Here is a 23015-nt window from a genome sequence, read left to right as displayed (position 1 = left end):
CGTTCGTATGAGTCGATGACGACACATATGCCCCGAAAGAGTTCGCTCCCTCCCGTCGCTTCGCCGACGCCGAGAGCGCTGGATGTGGTGTTGAACGACACCACGCTTCGGGACGGCGAACAGGCCCCGGGCGTCGCCTTCACCTGCGAAGAAAAGCTCGAAATCGCACGCGCCTTGGCGCGCGCCGGCGTTACCGAACTCGAAGCCGGAACGCCAGCGATGGGCGGCGTCGAGATCGCGATGATCCGAGCGATCGTCGACGCCCAATTGCCGCTGCGAGCGATCGCCTGGTGCCGGATGCGCGTCGAGGACGTCGATGCGGCGCTGGCGTCGGGCGTCTCCATGGTCAATCTCTCCGTGCCCGTCTCCGAGACTCAAATCAGAGCGAAATTGCGCGGCGGGCGCGCCCAGGCGCTGGAGATGACGCGGCGCGTTGTCGCCTACGCGCGGGACAAGGGTCTCGACGTCGCGGTCGGCGGCGAGGATTCTTCGCGCGCCGAGCCCGAATTCCTGATGGAGACGATGGCCGTCGCGCAAGCCGCCGGCGCCCGCCGATTCCGGGTCGCCGACACGTTGAGCGTGCTCGATCCTTTCGCCGCTTTCGATCTGATCGCTAAACTGCGCGCGCAGAGCTCCCTCGAGATCGAAATCCACTGTCATGACGATCTCGGCCTCGCCACCGCCAATACCCTCGCGGGCATCAAGGCGGGCGCGACGCATGCTTCGGTCACCGTGATGGGGCTCGGAGAGCGCGCCGGCAACGCGCCGCTCGAGGAAGTCGCGGTGGCGGCGCGTCAGTTGCACAAATATGAAACCGGCATTGTGCTCACCGAATTGCGGAACGTCGCGGCGCTCGTCTCCGCCGCGGCGCGACGGCCGATCCCGCTCAACAAATCCATCGTCGGCGAGCACGTCTTCACACATGAATCCGGCATTCATGTCGACGGACTGCTCAAGGACCCGCGCACCTATGAAGCCTTCGATCCAAGCATGCTCGGCCGCGCGCATGAGATCGTGATCGGCAAACATTCCGGCTCGGCGGCCGTCACCGCGATACTGCGGCAATTGGATTTAGCGGTCAGCGTTGAGGAACTCGGCGAGATCGTCTCCTGCGTGCGCGCCCATGCGCTTGATCACAAGGGGCCGGTCAGCGGCGAGGCCTTGACCTCGATCTGGCGCAGCGTCTGCGCGAGCACTCACGCGAGAGGCATGTGAGCGTCATGCTCGAACGAGTCGCCACGATGACGAACCAGGCAGCGCAAACCGAGGCGGCGGCCGCGGCGCCCGAGCCGACGCGTTTGCAGCTGATCCGCGAGGACCTGGCGTGCGTCGCGACGCGCGATCCCGCCGCCCGCGGACGCTTTGAGACGCTGCTCACCTATCCCGGGCTGCACGCCGTCATTTGGCATCGCCTCGCCAATTGGCTGTGGATCAACGATCATCGCTTCTGGGCGCGTCTCCTCTCCTGGTTCGCGCGCTTTCTGACCAATGTGGACATTCATCCCGGCGCGACGATTGGCCGACGCTTTTTTATCGACCATGGCGCCGGCGTCGTCATCGGCGAGACGGCGGTCGTCGGCGATGACGTGACGCTCTATCACGGCGTGACGCTCGGCGGCGTCTCCTGGTCGCCGGGCAAGCGCCATCCGACGCTCGAGGACGAAGTGATCATCGGCGCCGGCGCGAAAATTCTCGGTCCCATCACGATCGGCCGCAATGCGCGCGTCGGCGCCAATTCCGTCGTGATCGAAAGTGTGATGCGCGACGCGACTGTGGTGGGAATTCCGGCGAAGATCGTGCATCGCGACATCGGCCGCTGCACGTTCGATGGCCGCATCAACCTCAATCACCATCTGATGCCGGATCCAGTCGGCGAGGCATTCGCGGTCCTGCTCGATCGCGTCGAGTTCTTGGAGACGCGGGTGTCGCATCTGCAAAGGCGTCTGCGGGAACGCGAACGGACCGTCAAGGCGCCCGATGGCGCCGCGCCAAAGGCGGAGCCCGCGGAAATCATATGAAGGAGACCAAAATGTCGGAGCCCGCCGTTCTGGAGCAATTGAAAAAGGCGTCCTGCGCCGAAGAGTTCTTCTCGCTGCTTGGCGTTGAATATGATCCGAAAGTGGTCAATGTCGCGCGCCTCCATATTCTGCGGCGCATGGGACAATATCTCTTCAGCGAGGATCTAGCCGAGCTGGACGACGCGACGGTGACCCTGCGCTGCAAGGACTTTTTGGAGCGCGCCTATCAGGACTTCCTGACATCGACGCCGATCGACGAGCGTCTGTTCAAAGTTCACAAAGACGCCGTCAAGCCGGCGGCGCCGCCGTCATTGGTGCAGCTCAACGTTCTGAAGTGAACGCTTAAGGATCAACGGGGACAACTCTAATGCATATCGTCGTCTGCATGAAGCAAGTGCCCGACTCGGCGCAGATCCGCGTTCACCCGGTGACCAACACGATCATGCGCCAGGGCGTTCCGACGATCATCAATCCATATGATCTGTTCGCGATCGAAGAAGCGTTGCGGCTGCGCCAAAAATTCGGCGGCGCGGTCACCATCCTCACCATGGGTCCGCCTTCCGCCGAGGACAGTCTGCGCAAGGCGCTGACCTTTGGCGCCGATCGCGCGGTGCTGTTGACCGACCGCTTCTTCGCCGGCGCCGACACGCTGGCGACGACATACGCGCTGGCGACGGCGATCCGCAAGATCGGCGTGGAGTTTGGCCCGCCTCACGTCGTCTTCACCGGCAAGCAGACCATCGACGGCGACACCGCGCAGGTCGGCCCCGGCGTCGCCAAGCGGCTCGGCCTGATGCAGCTCACTTATGTCTCGCATATCGACAACGTCGACCTTGAGGCGGGAACGATCGACGTCGAGCGGCGCAGCGAAGGCGGCGTTCAGAAACTGCGCAGTAAAATGCCCTGCCTGATCTCCGTCCTCGAAGGCGTCAACGAGATGCGCATTGGTTCGCTGAGCGATGCGTTGACGGCGGCGCGCGCGACGATCATCAAATGGAGCGCGCAGGACGCCGGCGTCGAGGACATCACCAAATGCGGACTGCGCGGCTCGCCGACGATCGTCAAGCGCGTCTTCGCGCCGAAGCCGCGTGCGGAAAAGGCCCAGTTCATCGAACTCGGCGACAAGCCGGGGGACGCCTTCGTCGATGAATTGTTCAAGCGCCGGCCGAAACTCGAATCCGAGCTCGGACAATTGACGCGCGGCTATTGATCTCGAAACAGGAGCGCGACACATGAATGACAAGGCAAAGGCTCCTGCTCCGGCGGGGCGCGCGGCGGCGAAAAAAGAGCTGCCCGAACATCTCAAAGCCTACAAGCACGTCTGGGTCTTCATCGAGCAGGAGCGGGGACAAGCGCACCCTGTGTCTTGGGAGCTGATGGGCGCGGGTCGGATTCTCGCCGATAAGCTCGGCGTCAATCTCGCCGCGGTCGTCGTCGGCGCGCGCAACGAGGCGACGCAGGCGGTCGTGCGCGAAAGCTTCAACTATGGCGCAGACCTCGCCTATCTTGTCGCGGACGACATCCTCACGGATTACCGCAATGAGAGCTACACCAAGGCGATGACCGATCTCGTCAACGCCTATCAGCCGGAAATCCTGCTGCTGGGCGCGACGATTCTAGGACGCGATCTTGCCGGCTCGGTGGCGACGACGCTGCTGACCGGCCTCACCGCCGATTGTACGGAACTCGACGTCGATGCGGAAGGTTCGCTCGCCGCGACGCGTCCGACGTTCGGCGGCTCGCTGCTCTGCACGATCTTCACGCTCAACTATCGCCCGCAGATGGCGACCGTGCGCCCGCGCGTGATGCCGATGCCGGAGCGCGTCGAAAAGCCGATCGGCCGCGTGATCGAACATCCACTCGGTCTGGTGGAAGACGACATTGTCACCAAAGTGTTGTCGTTTCTGCCGGACCGCGATTCGACAAAATCCAACCTGGCGTTCGCCGACGTGGTCGTCGCGGGCGGCCTCGGCCTCGGCTCTCCGGAAAATTTCCAACTCATCCGTCAGCTGGCGAGCGCGATCGGCGCGGAATTCGGCTGTTCGCGCCCGCTGGTGCAAAAGGGATGGGTCAGCTCTGACCGGCAGATCGGCCAGACCGGTAAGACGATCCGACCCAAGCTTTATATCGCCGCGGGCATTTCCGGTGCGATCCAGCATCGCGTCGGCGTCGAGGGCGCGGATTACATCGTCGCGATCAACACCGACAAGAATGCGCCAATCTTCGATTTCGCCCATGTTGGAATCGTCACCGACGCGGTACGGCTTTTGCCTGCACTCACGGAAGCGTTCTCGAAACGATTGTCTCCGCATCAGCGCGACCGTCTAGCGAGCTAGGGGAGATAGGCATGATCGAAGAAAGATTCGACGCGATCGTAGTTGGTGCCGGTATGGCCGGTAACGCCGCCGCCCTGACGCTGGCGCGCAAGGGTCTCAAAGTCCTGCAGTTGGAGCGCGGCGAATATTCCGGCTCCAAGAATGTGCAGGGCGCGATCCTCTATTCCGACATGCTCGAGAAGCTTGTCCCGGATTTCCGTGAGGACGCGCCGCTGGAGCGCCATCTCGTCGAGCAGCGCTTTTGGATGATGGACGACAACTCCCATACGGGGCTCCATTACCGCTCGGACGAATTTAACGAGGAGCGTCCTAACCGCTACACGATCATCCGCGCGCAATTTGATAAATGGTTCTCCAAGAAGGTTCAGGAGGCCGGCGCGGTCGTGCTGTGCGAAACCACGGTCCTGGAACTGTTGCAGGACGCCTATGGAAAAGTCATCGGCGTGCGCACGGACCGCAAGAACGGACAAGTCGGCGCCGACGTCGTCGTGCTGGCGGAAGGCGTGAGCGGGCTGCTCGGCACAAGAGCCGGTCTGCGCAAGACGCCTGACAAGAGCAATGTCGCTCTAGCGGTGAAGGAAATGCACTTCCTCCCGCAGGAAACCCTGGAAGCCCGCTTCAATCTACGCGGCGACGAAGGCGCCGTCATCGAGGCGGTCGGCACCATCTCGCAAGGCATGACTGGGATGGGTTTCATATACACAAATAAGGAATCCATCTCGCTCGGCATCGGCTGTCTCGTCGCGGACTTCGAGAAGACTGGACAGACGCCGTACGGACTGCTGGAAAAGTTCAAGCAGCATCCGTCGGTGGCGGCGCTCATCGCAGGCTCCGAAGTCAAGGAATACGCCGCGCATCTGATCCCCGAAGGCGGCTTCAAGGCGATCCCGCAGCTCTATGGCGATGGCTGGGTCGTGGTTGGCGACGCCGCGCAGTTGAACAACGCCATACATCGCGAAGGCTCAAATCTAGCGATGACCTCCGGACGGATCGCCGCGGAAGCGATCTTCCAGATCAAATCGCGCCGCGATCCGATGACCAAGGAGAATCTTGCGCTCTACAAGAAGATGCTCGACGAATCCTTCGTCATGAAGGATTTGAAGAAGTATCGCGACATGCCGGACCTGCTTCACATCCAGGCGCAGAACTTCTTCCTGACCTATCCGCAACTCGTCTCCAAGGCGATGACGAATTTCCTGCGCGTCGACGGCACGACAAAGCGGGAAAAAGAGAAGACCACGTTCCGCTCCTTCCTCGCGGCGCGTTCGCTGACCGGACTGGTCGGCGACGCGTTTCGGCTGGCGCGCGCGTGGAGGTAGTTGGGATACGCTCGAGCAACGGAGAAGGACAATGAGCGCAGAAGCAGCTGTCCGAGTAGAGGACAAGCTTTACCTCAATCGCTATCTCGTCGACGCCGGCCGCGCCCACATCAAGGTGCGTCCGCACACCACGCCCTCGCCGCAACTGCTCAGCCTGCTGAACGTCTGTCCGGCGCACTGCTATGAAATGAACTCGACGGGGCAAGTCGAGATCACGACGGACGGTTGCGTCGAATGCGGCACGTGCAGGATCATCGCCGAGCCGAGCGGCGACATCGAATGGAACTATCCGCGCGGCGGCTACGGCGTGCTGTTCAAATTCGGCTGAGATGATCGACCCTGATCGGACGCGCAAGGCGAGCCGGGAATGAAATTCTACATGACGCCCGGATCCTGCTCCACGGGCATACACATCCTGCTCGAAGAGATCGGGCTGGTCTTCGAGGCCTATATCGTCAATCTGGTCAAGGGCGATCACCTCAAGCCGGACTATTTGGCGATCAACCCGAATGGGACGATCCCCACTCTGTTGCGTGACGACGGCGTCGCGCTGACGGATTTTCACTCCATAGCCCTATGGCTTGCGCAGACCTATCCGCGCCGCAAGCTCCTGCCCGAGAGCGCGGATGCGCGCGAGGCGGCGTTGGCCGCCATGCATTTTTGCGTTCAGCATATCCACGGCGAAGGCTTTCGACGCGTGTTCACGCCGGAGCGCTACGCTGGGCGTCAGGCCGACGTCGAAGCGATCAAGTCCGAAGGACGCGAGATCGTCGCGTCGGCGCTGATCGCGATCGATACGGAACTCGCGGGCAAGGACTATGTCGCTGGCGGCTTTTCGATCGCCGACGCGGCGCTGTTCTATGTGGAGTTTTGGGCCGACAAGACGGGCATGACGCTGCCGCGCAATTGCCAGGCGCATTACGCGCTTATGAAAACGCGCCCGGCCGTCCGGCAGGTGCTCGCTGAAGAGGGCTATCGCAGCTGATCCGAGGCGCGCTTCAGCCGATCGGCCGTGTGAGAGGCACGTAGTTTTCCACGCCATGCGACATCGCGGCCGGCGCCGCCGACATAGAGCGCATCAACGTTGACGGATACGCCGCTGCGCGCTCAATGGCGCTTGTCATGCGCATTATCCGGATCGTTGCGCATCCAATCGGCCAGCTTTGCGAGATTTTCGCGCAACCCTTCGCGTATGCCGACGTCTTCGATCGTCGCATCCAGCGCACCGTTCATGCACAGCATCCAGGCGTCGCGCTCGGCCGGACCGATGCGCAAATGGCTATGCCGCATGCGCAGGCGCGGATGTCCCTTCTTGGCGGAATAGTCCTTGGGGCCGCCGAGCCATTCGGCCAGATAGACCTTCAAAATGGCGCGTGTCGGTCCAAGATCGTCGGCGTGAACGGCGCGTATGCCGCGCGCTTCCGGTAATTCGTCCATGTTGCGGTAGAAGGTTTCGACAAGCCGCTCGACCGTGTCAAAGCCGCCGATCCGATCGTATATGGATACGGTATTGTCGATAGTGGTCGTCGTCACGGCCTCAAGCCTCAGTGATAACTTACGGTGATGGGCCGCGCCCAATGGCGTGCGTGGGCCGCCCTGGCGATCACGCGATAGGCGGCGTCCGCTATGGCGCGCCCATATTCGTCGGTGCCTGTCCAAGTCGAGGCGCGCCCGCGCGGATCGACCTCGACGAGTTTCACATTTTGCGGCACGACGACCCCGTCGCGGGCGATCCCGCGCAGGAAGCCGTCCATCGGCGAAAGGACGCGGTGACCGTCGAGGAGGCCGAGGAGGTAATCCTTGAAGATTCGCGCGCCAACGTCGAGCGGCGTGCGCCAAACGCCGTCTCGGGCGGAATAAACGAAGCGGCCGCGGCCGACGCCGCCAAGGTAGCGTGGAACATGATCGTTGGGCCGAGTTTCGCCGGTGTCGACGAGTTCGCCGGCGTGGTCGGGATGCGTCTCGATGGCGACGTCGCAGTTCAATCCGGCAGCGAAATGCGGGCCGAGCCCGATGGCGAGATTGGCGATCTTGCGCAGATTGGTCGTCATGCGGTTCTTTTGCATTCGCGCGTCGATCAACACGTCAGGCGTGCGGAGCGCGAGGAGATCGGTCAGTTGCAGCGAGGTCACGGCGACGACGCCCGTCACGGTCAACACCCGTACGATTTCCAGCGCGGTCTCGCCGCGGTAGCCTTGAATGCCGTCGACCTCGGCGCGATCCTGGAACAGAGCGTCGTGGAACGACATGCCACGCCGAATGACCGGCGGGTAAGGGTCGTGACTGAGCACGACGCGGTAGCCCTCCCGCGTCAGACGCGCCGCAACTGCCGAAGCAATCTCATTCGCGCCCAGAACGATCACGAAGGGCGCGCTTCGATTGGACAGAAATTCGCAGAATCGCACCTGTGTCATCGTCCCCCCGCGACTCGGCGAAAGCAAGACGCACGCCAACGACTAAAGCGGCGCGCGTCTTCGCGGCGTCGCCGAATGCGCTACAAAGCCACGTAAACGAATTTGCCCGCCTTCAGTCCGGGGTAATTTTCGCGCAAGGCGTTTGCGATCTTTCCGACGAGCGTCTTGTCGGCGGCGGCCGAGACGCCGACGAAATCAGTTCCCTGCATCCAGGTTTCGAAGAAACAGTGCAGCGTCTCGTCGTAGTCGGAGCCGGTGGGATTGGCGGTCTTGTCGCTAAGATCGGCGACTCCCGCGGCGCTGACCTCGAGACGCCAGTCCCGGTCGTCTTCGACTGACGCCATCAGCCTGGCGAGATCGTCATTCGTCCAATCGGTCTTCAGATCAACCGCCATGCTCGCCACCTTCCTTGCGTGATCGCGGTCTCGCAATATGCGGACCAGCGTTGTTCAGGGTTCCGCGAAGATCGGCGCGACGCCTTCGGCGTCGATATAGACGACGCCGTCTTCGATCCGCACCGGATATTCAGCGAGCGGCGTCGCATGCTCGTGGGTGGGCTGACCGCTGTTCATGTCCCACGACCAGAAATGCAGCGGACAGGTCAGCGTCGTCCCATCGAAATCGGCGTCGGCCAAGGGAACATTGGTGTGCGGACAGACTCCCTGAAACGCTTTTACGACGCCGTCTTCCGGCCAAGCGAGAACGATGAGTTGCGCGTCGGCGATGACAACGCGCATTCCGCCCTCCATGAGCGTGTCTTCCTTGCAGACGCGAACAAACATGAGGGCGCTCCGTAAGGCTGGCTGCGAATTTGCATCGACGGCGAGCAAGATTCGAGCCGAAACCGACGGGAGGCGACGCCGTGCATAACAAGCGTTTGGAGGCGTTTCGCAATGATCCCGGCGGCGCCTGGACGCCCGCCGATTTTGAAATCACCGCCTCGCAATATGCGATCAAGTTCCGCAAGGTGACGGGAACGCATGTCGTGTTCACCCATCCTTCGGTGCCGAATTGCGTCGCCATTCCCATGAAGGCGAAGGTAAGAAGCGTTCACGTGAAGGCCTTCGTCGCGATGGTGGACCTCATGGATGAGTTGGACAGATGAGCGAGGCGCCCGTCTATCGAACCGAGCTGGGCCGCGGACCACCAGAGGAGGGCGGCTATTTCGTCGTGTCTTACCCGGAGATTCCCGGCTGCTTTGGCGTCGGCGGCACCGAGGCCGAGGCGGTGGAGGACGGGCGCCGGGCGCTGATCGCCGTGCTCGACGCGCTGAAGGCCGTCGACCGGCCGCCGCCAGAGGCGCGGGGAGAGAGCGTGTGAGGACGGAAAATTATGGCTCCGCCACGGCGGCGTTGCAGGAGTCTGCAGGCTGCGTCAACGCTGTGCCGGCGCTTCCCGTCCCCATGGGATTCCGTCTGTTGGCGCTGCGTTGCTTTCACAATGATCCTGATCCGCCTGCCTTCGCCTGGCTCAATCAGCGTATCTTTCGCACTCCCGACCGCATGGGTCGGCACGGACTGTTTTTTGGCGCCGCCTTTCGGCCGGAAATCATGGATTGGCTGATTGCCCGCGTCGGCCGGCCGTCGTCGCGCGAGAGCGGCAAGCCGCAGCGCAATCCCGACTGGCCAAACATCTTCTGGCGTAGCGCGGAACGGGCGTGGCCCGACGATACGCGCACCACGGAATGGTCGATCGAGGTCGCCTTTGCGAGCGAGGATATGGCGAACGCCTTTCGCGAACGCTGGCGCGAGCGACTGTCCGGCGGATTCGATGGCTGAAACGGGCTTGGAGCGCGCTGCGAAAAAGTGGGAACCGGGTTTTCGCATAGAGCGCGCTCAAACTTTGGATATCGATCAATTTATCTGCATTTAGGCGATTCCGCTCAAATGCAGCGTGATCTATGCGCGGCGGAAGATTACGCTGAGATTGTTGGCCGGCATTTCAATGACAGCAGGGTCCCAGAATCCGTTGCGCGAGGCGCAGTCGGCGACAGCCTCCAAGTCGCGCAGTCCGAAGGCCGGATCTTTCGTCTTCAGCCAAGCCTCGAATTCAATATTGCTCGGCGCCGTCTCGACGCCCTGGCGCCGATAGGGACCATAAAGATAGAGCGGCGCATTGCTCGGGAGGATTCTCGCTGCGCCTTTGAACAAGCCTTCCGTCGCCGACCAGGGCGAGATGTGGAGCATGTTGATGCAGAGGATCGCGTCGGCTGTGTGGAGGGGCCAATCGTCCTCGCGCGCATCGAGCGTCAATGGCGCGCGAAGATTGGCGAGACCGAGCGATAGGCGCCAGGCCGCGATGCTACGACGCGCCGCGGCGTCGGGATCGGAAGGCCAAAAGACGAGATGCGGCAAATTTTCCGCGAAGAATGCCGCGTGTTCGCCCGAGCCGCTGGCGATTTCGAGCACGACGCCTTGCTGCGGCAGAAGCGGACGCAACACGTCAAGGATCGCTTCGCGATTGCGCGCGACCGAGGGCGACTTCAGCCGCGCCTCTTCCATGCTCACGTCCTAACCGCTATGCCGCATGCGCCGTGTCGAGGCCGCGGAAGATGGCGCAGCGGCGGAAGACGGGGAGGCTCGGCGGCACATTCTTCTGGTGGCAGAACTTCGCCGTGAGCTTCGCCAACCCCTTTATATCGCGGCCCGTGGCGGCGGGGAAAATCTCGACGAGTTCGTCGATGAGCGCGTCATCGACTTTGAGCGCGAATTGCTCGGTCATCACGCGCCAGATACGGCGCTTCGCGTCAGCGTCTGGCGGGTTGTATTTGATCAGCGCGATGCAGCGCGAGACGATCGCCTCGTCGATGTCGTCGACGCGGTTCGTCGTCAGGAAGAGCAGACCATTGAAATATTCGAGCACGCGCAGGAAAACGCCGACGACGGCGTTCATGGCGATGTTGTCGTCGCGGCGCTTGATGTAGACGTCGGCCTCGTCGATCAGCATCACCGCTCCCCAGCGCTGGGCCCGGGTTAAAATCTCCTTCAGCGCCGTCTCCATTGTGCCGACGTTGAGGCCCAATTGGCCGGAATGCACGCGGTACAAGGGACGCTGGATGATTTCCGAATAGACTTCCGCCGTCAGCGTTTTACCAACGCCGGGCGGTCCGGCGCAAAGCACCGTGGTGCCGCCGGATTTGCCTTGGACGATGTCGTCCATCAGCACGTCCATTTCGGCGGTCAGAATGTCGATGAGATCCGTCTGCTCCTCCGGCAGCACCAGCTTGCTCTTCAACTCGGGCTGATAGCGATAGAGCCGCATCTCGTCGACATGCACCCAGACGTGATGGTGCAGATCGAGATGGAACATCAGAATATAGGGATGCACGGGAACTTGCGTGAAGAGTCCCGGCGGAATCTGTTCGCGCAACTCGGCGATTTCGTCCTCGCCGGAGAAATTGTTGCTCTTGCCCGCCTTGCGCAGAAAATGCCCGAGCACGTCGCCCGGCGCCTCCAGCGTCAGGTTGCGCGCCGAAAGCACCGCCTCGTCGTTGACGAGTCGCGCCTCGCCGCCGCTCGTCGAGAGCACGATGACGTCCTTGCGCGTCCAGTCCGTGTCGCGATGCGTCGAGTTGGGGTCTTCGGCGTGAAAGCCGGAGCCCTTGCCGGAGAACTGCGCGCCATAGCGGCCGCGCCAATCGAAATACGTCTCGCTCGCCGCGTCGAAGGCCTCGATCAAAGCCGGCGTCTCGCGCAAGAAGCCCTTGGCGGCGAGGATTTCGCTGATCGTTCGGCCGACGACATCGGGCGCCATGATGCGCATGAGATTGGTTTGCAGCGTGCCCTTGGCGTTGGCCTTGAGTTCCACCAGGATCTTGCCGGCCTCGTCGTTGGAGGCCGGCACATAGTCGAAACGCGTCACGACATAGGGGAGCGCCTTGGCGGCGACGCTCGCCGTGAACAGCCAGCCGCGTAACCCGTCGGTCGTCAGATATTTGACCAGCGCCGGCAACACGTCTTCGAGATCGCCGGCTTCGAAGCGCTTGCCCTGCGACTCGAGCGCCGAGCGCAGCGTCGCGAGCTGCGCGGCTCTGGCGCGCAACTCGGGACCCGATTGCTGATACAGCTCTTCGAGGAAATCGAATTCAGCGCCGGAGAGATGCGCGAGATCGAGTTCGACTCTGTCGCCGAAACGCAGTTGCGACGAGAGCCCCGAATGGGCGGGAAAGCGCGCAATCAGCGCTTCGACATGCGGCCTTTCGATTTGGATGTTCATGTTCGCTCGCGCATCTCTTCGGGGTAGGCGGGGAGCGTCAGCATGCGCGGGTCTTCCAGCGCGGCGCCGACGGTGAAGTGGTAGACGTCCTGAAAGGCGTATTGCTCTGGCGACAGTCCGAGCATCGCGTGGATCTCGTCGTCGAAGAAGCAACCAATCCCCGTGCCGGAGAGGCCAATGGCGCTGGCCCAGAGATAGAGCGCTTGGCCGATCGCGCCGGCCTCCCAGTGCAACCGGCGATAGCCGAAGCCGCCGTCCTCTTGAAGCGTGTGGTCGAAATCGGCGATCATCGCGACGGCGAAACAGCCTTTGCCGGCGATCGCCTGGCGGCAGGCGTTCATGCTCGCCTCGCGTTCGACGGAGCCTTGCCGCAGGCGAAAGAGTTTAAGCGGTCCGATCTCGATCGGCGTCCAAAGCAACGCCAGCGCCGACATCTCGCGCAGCCGCGCCGTGGTTTCGGCGTCGCGCTGCAGCAGATAGAGACCCGGCTCCACGCCCTCGACGCGATGCACGAAGAGCAGCAGATTTAGGCGCGGCGGCCAGGGGAAGGGCGCCATGCAAGGCTCGGCGCCAGGAAGCGTCGACGTCAGCATGGCGCAAAACGCCTCCTGCGAGAGGCGGGCGACGCCGTCCATGCGCTGCGCGCTGCGCCGCCGCCGCACCACGCGCCCGATGTCGGGCAGCGGAAAGGGGAAGGCGGGTTTCGGCGCAACGCGTGACAAAGGCTCCAATGTCGGCGTGCGGGGCTTGACGCAGAACCGGGCCGCCCGGTCGACAAGCGGCCAGCCGTCGTGGTCGTCGCTCAAGCGATTTGCGGCGCCCGACCATGTTCGCGGCGCGCGCGCAAGGCTGGAGACGTCAATGGCGGGGGGCGCGTTCCCATCCACGGCGATCCACAAGAGCGCATCGGGATGTTCTTCCTCGCGCCGATGTGAAGCGTCAGGCCGATCGAGGCCGAGCAGCGCCGCGACGTCGGCGTCGCCCGGTTCGCACAAGAGATGCGCGCGCCAGCCCAGCGCGGCGGCGGCCTGCGCGGCGGCGCCGATCGCATGGCCGACGTCGAGTTGGCAATAGCGAAACGCCCGCTCGCCATATTTCCAGCTCTCGCGCCAGGGGACGGAACCCAGTCCGAGCAGAAAGCCGCCCTCAGGCAGAACGAGCGGCGTTTCAAAATCAGCGCGCCGCTCCAGCACATGATCTTCCTGCGCGTAGTGATAAAGCGCGGCGGTCTCGCCGAGCCCCTCGGCGGCGTTGGCGAGGAGATAGGTTTCGGTCGGATGCAGATTGCCGGAAGACGGATTGTTGCGAAGCGCCCACGTCGAGCCTTCGTAACTTTTCCAGGCGCTGATCCCGAAGCCGAGCTCCATGAACAGGCCGAGCGCCATGCGGTCGAGCGGCGCGGAGCGCAGCGCAGGGCCGGGGAAAGGCGCGGTCTCTTCGCGATCGCGTAGCGGCAGTTCGACGCGCGGCGCGCCCTCGAAGCGCCGGAAGGGCGAAGGCTGCGAGGTCCAATCGAGAAAGGCCGGCCCAAGCGCATATCGCGTCGGGGCATGTTTCGTGCGCCTGTGATAGCCGCGGATATCGCTCGGCAGTGCGTCGGCGTCACGCATTCGGTCGTTCAAAGTCTGGAGTTCGATCTCGGCTTCAGCCATGCGGCCTCCTCGTCGCTCTCTTAATTCAAGAAGCGCGCCCAGTTTGGCTGGCTGACGATCACAAACAAGATCAATGACTTTCGCCGATCTGGGGAGGAACACGCCGAGATGGCGACGAAGAATGTCGCACAAGACCGCCACAGCGGAGACGCAACCCTGGGCTTTTGGCCGATAGGTGACATTGTCGGTTCACCGCGGCTCGGGCCTGCGGCGACCCCAAGGGTATGCTTCTTGCTACTTTCTGCGCTCTGTTCCGCATCTTGATCGGACGACGCGATGGACGATACTCTGCGTGAAGTCACTGTGGCCAAGAAGACGGACGAGGCCCACAATATGGCCTCGTTCGAACTGGTCGATCCCACCGGCGCTGAACTGCCGACCTTCTCGCCTGGCGCGCATGTCGACGTCACGCTTCCCGGCGGTTTGGTGCGGCAATATTCTTTGTGCAACAGCGCCATGGAACGCCATCGCTACGTCATTGGCGTGTGGAACGACGCCAACAGCCGCGGCGGCTCCAAGGCGCTGCATACGCAAGTGAATGTCGGCGACAAATTGCAGGTGGGCTTGCCGAGAAACCGGTTTCGCGTGCCGCGGCAAACGAAGCGCGCGATCTTGATGGCGCGAGGCATCGGCGTGACGCCGATCCTGAGCATCGCGGACCATCTCAAGCGCCAGGATATTCCCTTCGACTTGCACTACGTCTACGCGATGATGTCGCCAGGTTCATTCAACGAGATGATCGCGACATCGAATTTCGCGGAGAATACGAAATTTTATTATGAGGCGAGCGAACTCAATCAGCTGCTCAATCCGGTGACCCTTCTGCAGGACCAGCCGGAAGAGACCCAGCTCTTCATCTGTGGCGTGGATTGGTGGCAGGATCCGATCATCCACCTCGCCGAGCAGAAAGGCTGGGCGAAGGAGCGAATCCACGTCGAAAGATTCACCGCGAAAGTTCCGCCGGCCGTGCTCGACAAGGTCTTCGAAGTCAAGATCGCCAGCACGGGCGCCGTGTATAAAGTCCCCGGCGACAAGACCGTCACGGCTTTCCTCGAGGAGCAGGGTGTGAAGATTCCCACGTCCTGCGAACAGGGCATGTGCGGAACCTGCAAGATCCAGGTCATTGAAGGCGAGGCGGACCATCGCGACAAGCGTCTCTCCGATCAGGAAAAGGCGGACGGCTTTTTCCTGGCCTGCGTCTCGCGCGCCAAGAGCGACCTGCTGGTGCTGAATCTGTAAACGCTGACGCGCGGCCGTCGTCGCGGCGCGGACGCAGACGCCGCATTCGCCGCTCGAGACGATCATGCCGCCTGCCGGGAGGTCTTCAGACAGGGCTCGCGTTCTTGCTTCGCGGCATCAATCTTGCCGAGCCGTGCGCGCGCCTGCCTATGGGCTCTACGCCATTTGTCGTCTCTCGGACGACGCGGTTGATATCGAAGGCGGCTCCTTTGCTGCCTTGGAACGGCTGCGGGAGCGATTGGCGGGCGCCTATGGTGCCGTCGTCCTTCTCGCGGTCAATTGCACCTTCTGTCACGCACTCGAACATTCTTGGAATGGTCTCAGAGTGCGCCGCAGCGCGCGACCGCCTGGAACGGCTTACAGATCATGCGCGAGGTGAACGCCGTCTATCTGGAAACGCTGAAATCGCTCTGTCCTGCCAATCGGTTAGGGCCGCTCGGCGACAGCACGAAGGACAATTGCGGGACCTGTCATCAGGGCGTGAGCAAACCGCTTTACGGTTAGAGTAAGTAGAAGGACTTTCCCGAACTCGGCGGCAAGGCCGCGCGCTGACCGTCGGCTTTCGCCCGGCCGACGGCCACGTCGGCCGGGCGCTTTTTAGCCATTTTTGACAAGGATGGTCGCGCACGTCTCAATACCGGCAGTTTGGAGCTTTGCTTTCGTTTCGCTGGGCGCAAAGCAGGGAGGATGACGCCGTGTGCACAGTGGAAAGCGCGCTTCAAGATGATTGCGTCAGCGTCGTTCAAAGGCAAGACGACGAAGGCGCTTATATGATTCGGATCGGAACGCTCGAGACCGTCGTCACCATTCGATTACGCCGGACATGGGGATCGCGGACAGCGTTCCGCCTGAGCCACGCGATTAAAACGCCGCGCCAGCCGAGCCCCTTTTGGAGCTGCGCGTCGGAGGCGGATACGCCCGGCGACGCTTTACGGAAAGCGATCAGCGGCTTCACGATGCATTATCTCAAGGCGGTGGGCGAGGGCTATGCGCCAGCCGAAGACTGGCTCGTTCCGGCCGGAAGCTAGGCGCGCCGGCATTGCGAGGAGCGCAAGCGACGAAGCAATTCAGGGAAGAGCGGCTCATGCGCGCTCCCGCCTCGCGCGAAATCTCGGCGGCTTTCGCTTCGCCGAGTTGGTTGATGGCCGCCCGGTGCAGCCGCGCGACTGCATCCCGGGGATCATATGCATCGGCGGCGCACAGAGATAGCGCGCAAGTTCCGCGTCTTCAAAACGTCGCGGCGCAGCGGCGCACCTGCCCTTCGTGGAGGCGAAAGTCATACCGCTGCGCGCGCGGCAAGCCGCCCGACGCGCACTGCGCTTATCCGGAGATGAAACGCGCGGCCGAGCAAGAAGGAACCCTATGGGACGGCGATGACTGTCGGATAGAGCGTGCGCGTCATCGGATCGAGGGCGCCGAGGCCAAGAAGAATGATGAGCCACAGAAGCGCCGCGGCGGCGAACAGCCAGACGACCGCGCCTTCTTGACGCAGGTCCATGAATCCGAACGCCGCCACGCCTACCATCGTCGCCGCAATGATGGCGCCGCCGCCGCGTCCCCAACCCGGGAAGGCAAAGGTCGCGGCAAGCTCTGCGGCGAGAAGCGCAAACATCAGCGACGCGACCGAGATGAGACGAAGGGCGACCGCTGTCATGAGGCCCGTCCTATGAGATAGATGAGCGGAAACAGAATAAGCCAGATGATATCGATAAAGGTCCAATAGAGTCCGACGACGCGAACGGAATTATGGCGCTCGGCGGTGAACTGTCGCGCCTTCGAGATCATCCAGGCGAGAAGCGCAAGTCCGACGAGAAGATGAAGGCCGTGAAGCGCCGTACTGAAGAAGTAGAAGGCGAAGAAGAGTTGGGCGCCGCTTCGCGACGGTCCGTGGACTGAGAAATTCGCGCCTGGGAACAGACCCTTCTCAAGATCCATTCGCCACTCCACCCCGAATTTGAGGCCGATGAAAGCGGCGCCGAGCGCCCAAGCGATCAGCAGCCAGAGAACCATTCCGCGACGGCTTCCGAATTCGACGCAGGCGAGGCCGATGCTGTAGGCGAAACTGCTCGCGATCAGCAGCGCCGTATTCGTCACGCCGATCGTCAGCTCGGTCTGTCGGCTGCCGGCGTCGAAGGCGCTTGGATCGGAAAGACGGGCATACATCCACGCAAGGAAGATCGGGCCGAAGAATAGCGCCTCGGTCGCGAGAAAAAGCCAAATCCCCGAGATCGCCGTTTCGCGCTGATGCTCGGCGCTCGAGAACTGAAATTCGTGAGCGGCGGCGTCACTCATGGATCACAGCCTCCGGTTGCTCATATTGATAGGGGGCTTGCGTTACGATCGGCGTCACGTCGAAATTTTCCGTCGGCGGAGGAGATGGCGTCGTCCATTCGAGCCCCGTCGCGCCCCACGGATTCGCCGAGGCGCGTTCGCCATAAAGCAGCGACCAAGTGAGATAGCCCAGCGGCAGCAGATAGCCTATGGCGAGCACCATCGCGCCGGCGGAAGACAGCAGGTTCAGCGGTTCGAAGTGTGGCGGGTAGGCGAAATAACGTCTCGGCATGCCGAGATAGCCCAGCACGAACTGGGGAAAAAAGGTGAAGTTGAAACCCACGAAGATGATGATCGCGGCGGCGCGGCCCCACATCTCCGGATAGAGACGCCCCGTGATCTTCGGCCACCAGAAATGAAGACCGGCGAAATAGGCCGAAACCATGCCGCCGACCATCACATAATGGAAATGCGCGACGACAAAATAGGTCTGCGTGAGATGCACGTCGGCGGCGAGCGCCGCGACGAAGAGGCCGGTCAGTCCGCCAGTCGTGAACAGGCCGATGAAGCCGATTGCGTAAAGCATCGGCGAGTCGAAATGGATATAGCCTTTGTGCATCGTGCCGATCCAGTTGAAGACTTTAATGGCTGACGGCACTGCAACTATATAACTGAGCAGCGAAAAGACGATCGCCGAAAAGAGCGAGGTTCCCGCGACGAACATGTGATGGCCCCAGACGAGAAAGCCGATAACGGCGATCGCGATGCTCGCCCAGACGATGAATTTATAGCCGAACAGCTCCTTGCGGGAGAACGCCGGCACGATCTCGCTGATGACGCCGAAGCCGGGCAGGATCATCACGTAAACGGCGGGATGCGAATAGAACCAGAAGAGATGCTGAAAGAGCAGCGGATCGCCGCCGATCGCCGGATCGAAGACGCCGATCCCAAAAATGCGTTCAAACGCCAACAACAGCAGAGTCATCGCGAGCACCGGGGTCGCGAGGACGAGGATGACGCTGGTCGCGTAGAGCGACCACAAGAAGACCGGCATTCTATACCAGCCCATGCCCGGAGCGCGGAGCTTGTGTATTGTAACGATGAAATTGAGCCCCGTCGCGATCGACGAAAACCCGGCGATAAAGATGGCGATGATCGCGGCCACGACGTGTCCCTTCGAGTAGAGAGACGTCAAGGGCGTATAAAACGTCCAGCCGGTGTCGACGCCGCCGGCCGCGACGGCATAGAGCGCGACGAAGCCCGCGGCCATGAACAGATACCAGCTCAGCAGATTGAGCCGCGGAAAGGCGAGGTCCCGGGCGCCCAGCATCAGCGGCGTCAGAAAATTGCCCAGCGTCACCGGCACGGCAGGGACGAGGAAGAACCAGACCATCAATATGCCATGCATCGAGAAAAGCCGATTATAAGTCTCGGCCGACCCGAGCAGCCCATGCGAAGAAATCAAATTATAGCGCATGAGAAAGGCGGCGAAGCCGCCGGCGAAGAAGAAGAAGGTGATGGCGATGAGATAGAGAATCGCGATGCGCTTATGATCGGTCGTGAGCAGCCAGCTGCGCAGCGTATGGCCATCTTCAAGATAGGAAACATGCGCCGCCGAATGCGTCATGTCCGGCCCCCCGATTTGAGCGATTTGATATAAGCGATGAGCCGCAGCACGTTTTCTTCGCTGATCTGTCCTGCGAAGGACGGCATGATCTGCGGATAGCCGGCGACCGGAGTCTTGTCGGGCGTAAGGATGCAGTCGCGGATGAATTTATCGTCCGCCGTTACAGTCGCGCCGGTCTGCAATTTGACTGAGCGGCCATACAGCCCGCTCAACGCCGGCGCGGCGACGCCGGTCGTCTCCGGCGATCCGCCCACCCCGCCTTCGCCGTGACAGCCGCTGCATCCATGCGCCGTGAAGAGTCCTTTGCCAGCGGCCGCCATGTCTTCGTGGCTTTCAGGCCCTGCGCCGCTTGCCAGCCACTTTTCAAAATCCGGCTGCGACATGGCGACGACCTCTCCCGTCATCGAGTAATGGCCGACGCCGCAAAGCTGAGTGCAGAAGAGTTGGAAGGCGCCGGTCCTGTCGACCTGAAACCAGAGGGTTTGGTAGCGGCCTGGCAGAACGTCGTGCTTGATGCGAAACGCCGGCACGGCAAAATCATGAATGACGTCTTCCGACGTCATGACGAGCTGAATTGGCCGGTTGACCGGTATGTGCAGTGCGTTGATCTCGCGCTGGCCGCCCTGATGCTCGACCTTCCACATCCATTGTTTGCCGACGACGTAGATCTGCAATGCGTCGTCGGGCGGCTGGAAAAGGCGCACGTAAAGATCGCCACCCCAAATAAACAGGGCAAAGAAGATCGCCAGCGTCGCTACTGTCCAGCTGATCTCGAAACGCCAGGTCTTGCGCGTTCGCGCGCCGCGAGAGACGCCGCTGCCGGCGCGATATCGAACCATGTAGAGAAGGATGAGCCCGAAGACGAGGGCGAGAACCGCGTATGACACGAGCAAAAGCGCGAGGAGCAGAAAGTCGACTTCACGTCCTTCGACCGTCGCGCTTGGCCAGTAGCCATTCATGCGCGCGCTCCTTTGCGGAACTCGCGATAGAACATCGCCGCAAGCGCTAGGGTCATCCCGACCGCGCCGATCCGCAGGAATTTCATGATGGCGAATGTGTACCGGCCGGTCGTCGAATCGAAATCGAAGCAGAGCAACAGCGCCGGGGATGCGCGCGGCGCAACATTCTGCGTGGCGGCGGCTTCGACCGCGCCGCGCATTTCTTCGTGAGAGGAGCCAATGCCGGAGAGATAACTTGAGACGACGCCATGCGCGGTAATGACAACGGCGCCGATCGGATGAATGAAGGTCTGCGGACGCGCGCCGTTGCGATAATTATATCCGACAGCCTCGGCTACGGCGCGAATGGTCTCCGGCGTTCCGGTAAGATAGCGGAATCCCTCAGTCGCGCCGATTGGCGCCGCCGCGGCGAAATCGATCTCGCGCGCCTGTCGTGCCGCGTCGGTCGTTTCTATCGGATCGATGCTGATCGCGACGAAGACATAGTCAGAGCCCGCCGACAATCCCGCTTTCTGCGCCGCGCGCAACAGTGCGAGGCGCGTCACGCCGCAGAGCTTGTCGCAATGGAAGTAGCCGAGCACGAGAATGACCGGCGCGCGATCGAACACATCACCAATGCGAACGTCTTGTCCATCCGCGTCGGTGAACGCGCTTTCTAACGGCAGGCGGGCGCCGAGTTTCTGCTTGTATGCAACGCCCGTTATGTCGGGCGTCCGTTGCGCATAGACCGGGAGGCTGTTGAGAAGCAGCAACGCCAGTAGCGTAAGAAGCGGCTTCATTCGCATTCTCCTTTGGTGACGGAGAAGTGAGGGGCGCGGTGGCCGGCCAATCCGCGATGCCTTCCTGTGCGATCTTTCGCATCGCGGCAGCGATTGGAATATGCGCTGCGCCTTTGGCCTGATTAATCCAGCCTGCGCTGTTCAAGCGCGTCAATTCGCGCCGGTGAAAGTCCGTCCAGTCCTCCGCCGGATTGATCTGCAGTCGCGGCTCGGGGAATGACGGCAGTGGCAAATTCATTGTCCGATCAATCATGGCGTCGGGATAGAGCGCCCATGCGAGAAGGGCCAACAAGACGATTCCCAGGACCGTCGAAGCGAAGCCGATGGCGATAAAGCCGCCGCTGATATCGCTTCCTTCGTGCGAAGCTGGCGCAAGGTCTTTTTCGTCCATTGCGCTCACGCCTCGACTCGAATCCAAATACGCTTTGTCAACCGAGAGGTGAGCGCCGACGTGCAAGCCATGGCCAGCAAGGCTGAAAGCGTAAGTAGCGCGATCACCCCTGAACGAGCGCCGGCCGCCGGAGCGACCAGCCAGAACTGATGAAGAATGCCGCCGACGATGGTCGACGCCGCGGCAAATCCCACGGCCTTTGGCGAATGTTGCGCTCTGGCCGAAAGCAGTGTGAAGAAGGGCGCAATGAAATGCGTAAGGACGATAAGCCCGGCGATGACGCCCCAGCCCTCACGCCCGCGCGGGAGATACCAAGCGACTTCATGCGGCAGGTCGGACTGCCAGACGATGATGAGTTGCATGAGCGCCAGATAGCTCCACAGAATGACGAAGGCGAGAAGCAGGCGCGCAAGCTGGCGCAAGGCCTCGGGGTCTGGCGAGGACGAAAATATGAGGGCGAGCGTCGCGGCGGAGAGAGCGAGCGCGCCAATCTCGCTGATGAAGCCGAGACCGAAGAGGCTCGAGGCGAAAGTCGGATCAAGCGACATGTCGGCGTCGATGACGGCGAAGGTCGTCGTCAGCGCGAGAAGAATGAGCCCTGCTGGCGCAAGCCGCGCGAGCTCATCGGCGTCATCGTTGGCGCGCGTGATGAGCACAGCGAGAATGAGCCAGATCAGCAGATAGATCACGCCGCGAAGCACAAAGGCGGGACCGTTCAGATAGAGCGCGTTGTCGAACTGCGGCGCGCCGCTTTGAAGCCACGGATAGACGCGGTTGGCTGTCAGCGCGTAAGGAACGATGAACAGCGGAGCGAGAAACACGCTGCGCGCCCCGGCGGCGAGGATGCCGTGAACGGCCTTTCCCCAGCGGCCGCCTGTCAGCGCGTGGATCAGCGTCAGCGCCATGGCGCCGAGCGGCCAGGCGATCCATATGCTGAGCGCCGTCAGCCAAGCGAATCCAAAGCTCCCGGGCGCCAACGCCCATCCGAGAAAGGCTCCGGCATAGCCAACGGCGCAAACCAGAATCAGGAGGATGCGGCTCACGGCGCGGTCTCCGCTTTTGCGGCTGCGAGATCGGTCGCCGACGCATTCTGGCTTTTTTGCAAGGCGCGAATATAGGCGGCGATCGCCCAACGATCGGCGGGCGGCACGCGCGCGGCATAGGCATACATGGCGCCGTGGCCTTGCGCGATCACATCGACGAAATGGCGCGTCGGCGCTTGGAGCAGTCGTTCGCTGTCGAAGGAGGGCGGCGCTGGAAAGCCGCGCTGGACAATCATGCCTTGGCCGTTGCCAAGCTCGGAGTGACAGGGCGTACAAAAAATTCGATAGCGCTGCCGCCCCCGCTCGATGAGCGCGAACGTCAGTGGCGGCGCGCTCGGTTTGCGGTAGAGAAAGGCGACGGTGTCGGGCGGCGTCTGTGCTGGCCCGACGAGCGGCGAATAGCTTCGTTGCTTGGGCTGATTGCTCATGTCGCTGCAGGCGCCCAGCGCGCAAAGAGCGATGACGGCGATGGCTCGGTTCACAGCTCGGCCTCTTCGATCATGCGCGCGTCGCAGCCTTGCATGATGTCACGCGACCGCGCCAAAGCATCAGAATTGGCCGTGCGCACGACGATCACCCAACGATCGATCATCGCGTCGCGGATCGCCCTGGTTCTATCGACGGGGTCGTAATAGCGGGTGAAGCCGCAAAGCGCGCCGGCCCCAATGATCGTGGCGAGCACGGCGGACAAGATGCCCACCTCGAAAGCGATGGGGATGAACGAAGGCCAGGAAAACGGCGGGCGCCCGCCC

At 62.3% G+C, this 23015-nt stretch carries 29 protein-coding genes and 1 pseudogene; 15 read left to right on the top strand and 15 right to left on the bottom strand.

The window, feature by feature from the left end:
- Positions 1-27 precede the first annotated feature (27 nt).
- The 8 genes from nifV to IYW40_RS13755 are packed head-to-tail and all read left to right on the top strand — an operon-like array spanning position 28 to position 6658.
- On the top strand, positions 28-1215 hold the full coding sequence (nifV, locus tag IYW40_RS13790) for a homocitrate synthase (protein ID WP_196401062.1): 1188 nt from the start codon (positions 28-30) through the stop codon (positions 1213-1215).
- 26 nt (positions 1216-1241) lie between these two features.
- Positions 1242-2018, top strand: a complete 777-nt coding sequence (gene cysE / locus IYW40_RS13785; RefSeq protein WP_246720799.1) for a serine O-acetyltransferase — start codon at positions 1242-1244, stop codon at positions 2016-2018.
- On the top strand, positions 2015-2356 hold the full coding sequence (gene nifW, locus IYW40_RS13780) for a nitrogenase stabilizing/protective protein NifW (protein WP_196400932.1): 342 nt from the start codon (positions 2015-2017) through the stop codon (positions 2354-2356). Before cysE ends, nifW begins: the two co-directional genes overlap by 4 nt.
- Before the next feature lie 29 nt (positions 2357-2385).
- Positions 2386-3228, top strand: coding sequence for an electron transfer flavoprotein subunit beta/FixA family protein (locus tag IYW40_RS13775; protein WP_196400931.1), 843 nt, complete (start codon positions 2386-2388; stop codon positions 3226-3228).
- 22 nt (positions 3229-3250) lie between these two features.
- The gene (locus tag IYW40_RS13770; RefSeq protein ID WP_196400930.1) at positions 3251-4354 is read left to right on the top strand and encodes an electron transfer flavoprotein subunit alpha/FixB family protein; all 1104 of its coding nucleotides are present in this window, start codon (positions 3251-3253) and stop codon (positions 4352-4354) included.
- Positions 4355-4365: 11 nt separating this feature from the next.
- Positions 4366-5673, top strand: a complete 1308-nt coding sequence (locus IYW40_RS13765) for an FAD-dependent oxidoreductase (RefSeq protein ID WP_123174936.1) — start codon at positions 4366-4368, stop codon at positions 5671-5673.
- Between the two features lie 31 nt (positions 5674-5704).
- Positions 5705-6001: a ferredoxin family protein gene (locus tag IYW40_RS13760; RefSeq protein WP_014892152.1), complete on the top strand. Its 297-nt coding sequence runs from the start codon at positions 5705-5707 to the stop codon at positions 5999-6001.
- Between the two features lie 39 nt (positions 6002-6040).
- Entirely contained in the window at positions 6041-6658 is a 618-nt protein-coding gene (locus tag IYW40_RS13755) for a glutathione S-transferase N-terminal domain-containing protein (protein WP_196400929.1), read from the top strand.
- 122 nt (positions 6659-6780) lie between these two features.
- On the opposite strand, the gene IYW40_RS13750 is transcribed toward IYW40_RS13755, so the two are convergent.
- From IYW40_RS13750 to IYW40_RS13735, 4 genes are all read right to left on the bottom strand, one after another.
- A complete protein-coding gene (locus tag IYW40_RS13750) occupies positions 6781-7206 on the bottom strand; it encodes a group II truncated hemoglobin (protein WP_175095892.1) in 426 nt (141 codons plus the stop codon).
- Between the two features lie 11 nt (positions 7207-7217).
- Complete coding sequence (locus IYW40_RS13745; RefSeq protein WP_196400928.1) at positions 7218-8087, bottom strand: xanthine dehydrogenase; 870 nt, start codon at positions 8085-8087, stop codon at positions 7218-7220.
- An 80-nt stretch (positions 8088-8167) separates the two neighbouring features.
- Positions 8168-8482 carry a hypothetical protein gene (locus IYW40_RS13740; protein ID WP_123174941.1) on the bottom strand — a complete coding sequence of 105 codons (315 nt, stop codon included), beginning with the start codon at positions 8480-8482 and terminating at the stop codon, positions 8168-8170.
- A gap of 54 nt (positions 8483-8536) precedes the next feature.
- Positions 8537-8869, bottom strand: coding sequence for a Rieske 2Fe-2S domain-containing protein (locus IYW40_RS13735; protein ID WP_018406809.1), 333 nt, complete (start codon positions 8867-8869; stop codon positions 8537-8539).
- Positions 8870-8949: 80 nt separating this feature from the next.
- Here IYW40_RS13735 and IYW40_RS13730 point away from each other — a divergent pair, with 80 nt between their 5' ends.
- Genes IYW40_RS13730 through IYW40_RS13720 form a run of 3 tightly spaced genes read left to right on the top strand, consistent with a single transcriptional unit; the run spans position 8950 to position 9865 of the window.
- The gene (locus IYW40_RS13730) at positions 8950-9192 is read left to right on the top strand and encodes a hypothetical protein (protein WP_029649183.1); all 243 of its coding nucleotides are present in this window, start codon (positions 8950-8952) and stop codon (positions 9190-9192) included.
- Complete coding sequence (locus IYW40_RS13725; protein ID WP_196400927.1) at positions 9189-9407, top strand: type II toxin-antitoxin system HicB family antitoxin; 219 nt, start codon at positions 9189-9191, stop codon at positions 9405-9407. Before IYW40_RS13730 ends, IYW40_RS13725 begins: the two co-directional genes overlap by 4 nt.
- Positions 9404-9865: a hypothetical protein gene (locus IYW40_RS13720; RefSeq protein WP_196400926.1), complete on the top strand. Its 462-nt coding sequence runs from the start codon at positions 9404-9406 to the stop codon at positions 9863-9865. The genes IYW40_RS13725 and IYW40_RS13720 overlap by 4 nt, the downstream gene beginning before the upstream one ends.
- Before the next feature lie 120 nt (positions 9866-9985).
- On the opposite strand, the gene IYW40_RS13715 is transcribed toward IYW40_RS13720, so the two are convergent.
- Genes IYW40_RS13715 through IYW40_RS13705 form a run of 3 tightly spaced genes read right to left on the bottom strand, consistent with a single transcriptional unit; the run spans position 9986 to position 13954 of the window.
- A complete protein-coding gene (locus IYW40_RS13715; RefSeq protein WP_196401060.1) occupies positions 9986-10588 on the bottom strand; it encodes a DUF938 domain-containing protein in 603 nt (200 codons plus the stop codon).
- 16 nt (positions 10589-10604) lie between these two features.
- Positions 10605-12302 (bottom strand): ATP-binding protein, encoded by a 1698-nt coding sequence (locus tag IYW40_RS13710; protein WP_196400925.1) that lies wholly within the window; start codon positions 12300-12302, stop codon positions 10605-10607.
- Positions 12299-13954: a SagB/ThcOx family dehydrogenase gene (locus IYW40_RS13705; RefSeq protein ID WP_196400924.1), complete on the bottom strand. Its 1656-nt coding sequence runs from the start codon at positions 13952-13954 to the stop codon at positions 12299-12301. The genes IYW40_RS13710 and IYW40_RS13705 overlap by 4 nt, the downstream gene beginning before the upstream one ends.
- A 276-nt stretch (positions 13955-14230) precedes the next feature.
- Here IYW40_RS13705 and IYW40_RS13700 point away from each other — a divergent pair, with 276 nt between their 5' ends.
- From IYW40_RS13700 to IYW40_RS13690, 4 genes and pseudogenes are all read left to right on the top strand, one after another.
- Complete coding sequence (locus IYW40_RS13700; protein WP_196400923.1) at positions 14231-15193, top strand: PDR/VanB family oxidoreductase; 963 nt, start codon at positions 14231-14233, stop codon at positions 15191-15193.
- A gap of 3 nt (positions 15194-15196) precedes the next feature.
- A pseudogene (locus IYW40_RS22270) lies at positions 15197-15443 on the top strand (hypothetical protein); the annotation flags it as partial.
- Positions 15444-15502: 59 nt separating this feature from the next.
- Positions 15503-15697 carry a photosynthetic reaction center cytochrome c subunit family protein gene (locus IYW40_RS13695; RefSeq protein WP_246720798.1) on the top strand — a complete coding sequence of 65 codons (195 nt, stop codon included), beginning with the start codon at positions 15503-15505 and terminating at the stop codon, positions 15695-15697.
- Positions 15698-15963: 266 nt separating this feature from the next.
- Positions 15964-16221, top strand: a complete 258-nt coding sequence (locus tag IYW40_RS13690) for a hypothetical protein (RefSeq protein WP_246720797.1) — start codon at positions 15964-15966, stop codon at positions 16219-16221.
- 332 nt (positions 16222-16553) lie between these two features.
- Here the strand turns inward: IYW40_RS13690 and IYW40_RS13685 are convergent, their stop codons facing one another.
- The 8 genes from IYW40_RS13685 to IYW40_RS13650 all read right to left on the bottom strand — a co-directional run.
- On the bottom strand, positions 16554-16847 hold the full coding sequence (locus IYW40_RS13685) for a hypothetical protein (RefSeq protein WP_196400922.1): 294 nt from the start codon (positions 16845-16847) through the stop codon (positions 16554-16556).
- On the bottom strand, positions 16844-17485 hold the full coding sequence (locus IYW40_RS13680) for a cytochrome c oxidase subunit 3 (RefSeq protein ID WP_196400921.1): 642 nt from the start codon (positions 17483-17485) through the stop codon (positions 16844-16846). The genes IYW40_RS13685 and IYW40_RS13680 overlap by 4 nt, the downstream gene beginning before the upstream one ends.
- Positions 17478-19091 carry a cbb3-type cytochrome c oxidase subunit I gene (locus IYW40_RS13675; RefSeq protein WP_196400920.1) on the bottom strand — a complete coding sequence of 538 codons (1614 nt, stop codon included), beginning with the start codon at positions 19089-19091 and terminating at the stop codon, positions 17478-17480. Before IYW40_RS13675 ends, IYW40_RS13680 begins: the two co-directional genes overlap by 8 nt.
- On the bottom strand, positions 19088-20050 hold the full coding sequence (gene coxB, locus IYW40_RS13670; RefSeq protein WP_196400919.1) for a cytochrome c oxidase subunit II: 963 nt from the start codon (positions 20048-20050) through the stop codon (positions 19088-19090). The genes IYW40_RS13675 and coxB overlap by 4 nt, the downstream gene beginning before the upstream one ends.
- A complete protein-coding gene (locus IYW40_RS13665; RefSeq protein ID WP_196400918.1) occupies positions 20047-20829 on the bottom strand; it encodes an SCO family protein in 783 nt (260 codons plus the stop codon). Before IYW40_RS13665 ends, coxB begins: the two co-directional genes overlap by 4 nt.
- 396 nt (positions 20830-21225) lie before the next feature.
- A complete protein-coding gene (locus tag IYW40_RS13660; protein WP_196400917.1) occupies positions 21226-22263 on the bottom strand; it encodes a hypothetical protein in 1038 nt (345 codons plus the stop codon).
- Positions 22260-22745, bottom strand: a complete 486-nt coding sequence (locus tag IYW40_RS13655; protein ID WP_196400916.1) for a cytochrome c — start codon at positions 22743-22745, stop codon at positions 22260-22262. The genes IYW40_RS13660 and IYW40_RS13655 overlap by 4 nt, the downstream gene beginning before the upstream one ends.
- Positions 22742-23015, bottom strand: a 274-nt coding sequence (locus tag IYW40_RS13650; protein ID WP_196400915.1) for a quinol:electron acceptor oxidoreductase subunit ActD, incomplete at its 5' end; no start/stop codon positions are given. The genes IYW40_RS13650 and IYW40_RS13655, both read right to left, overlap by 4 nt.

It is taken from the genome of Methylocystis sp. H4A (genome assembly GCF_015709545.1).
GTDB classification, from domain to species: Bacteria; Pseudomonadota; Alphaproteobacteria; order Rhizobiales; family Beijerinckiaceae; genus Methylocystis; species Methylocystis silviterrae.
This window is presented reverse-complemented; position numbering and strand designations above follow the sequence as displayed.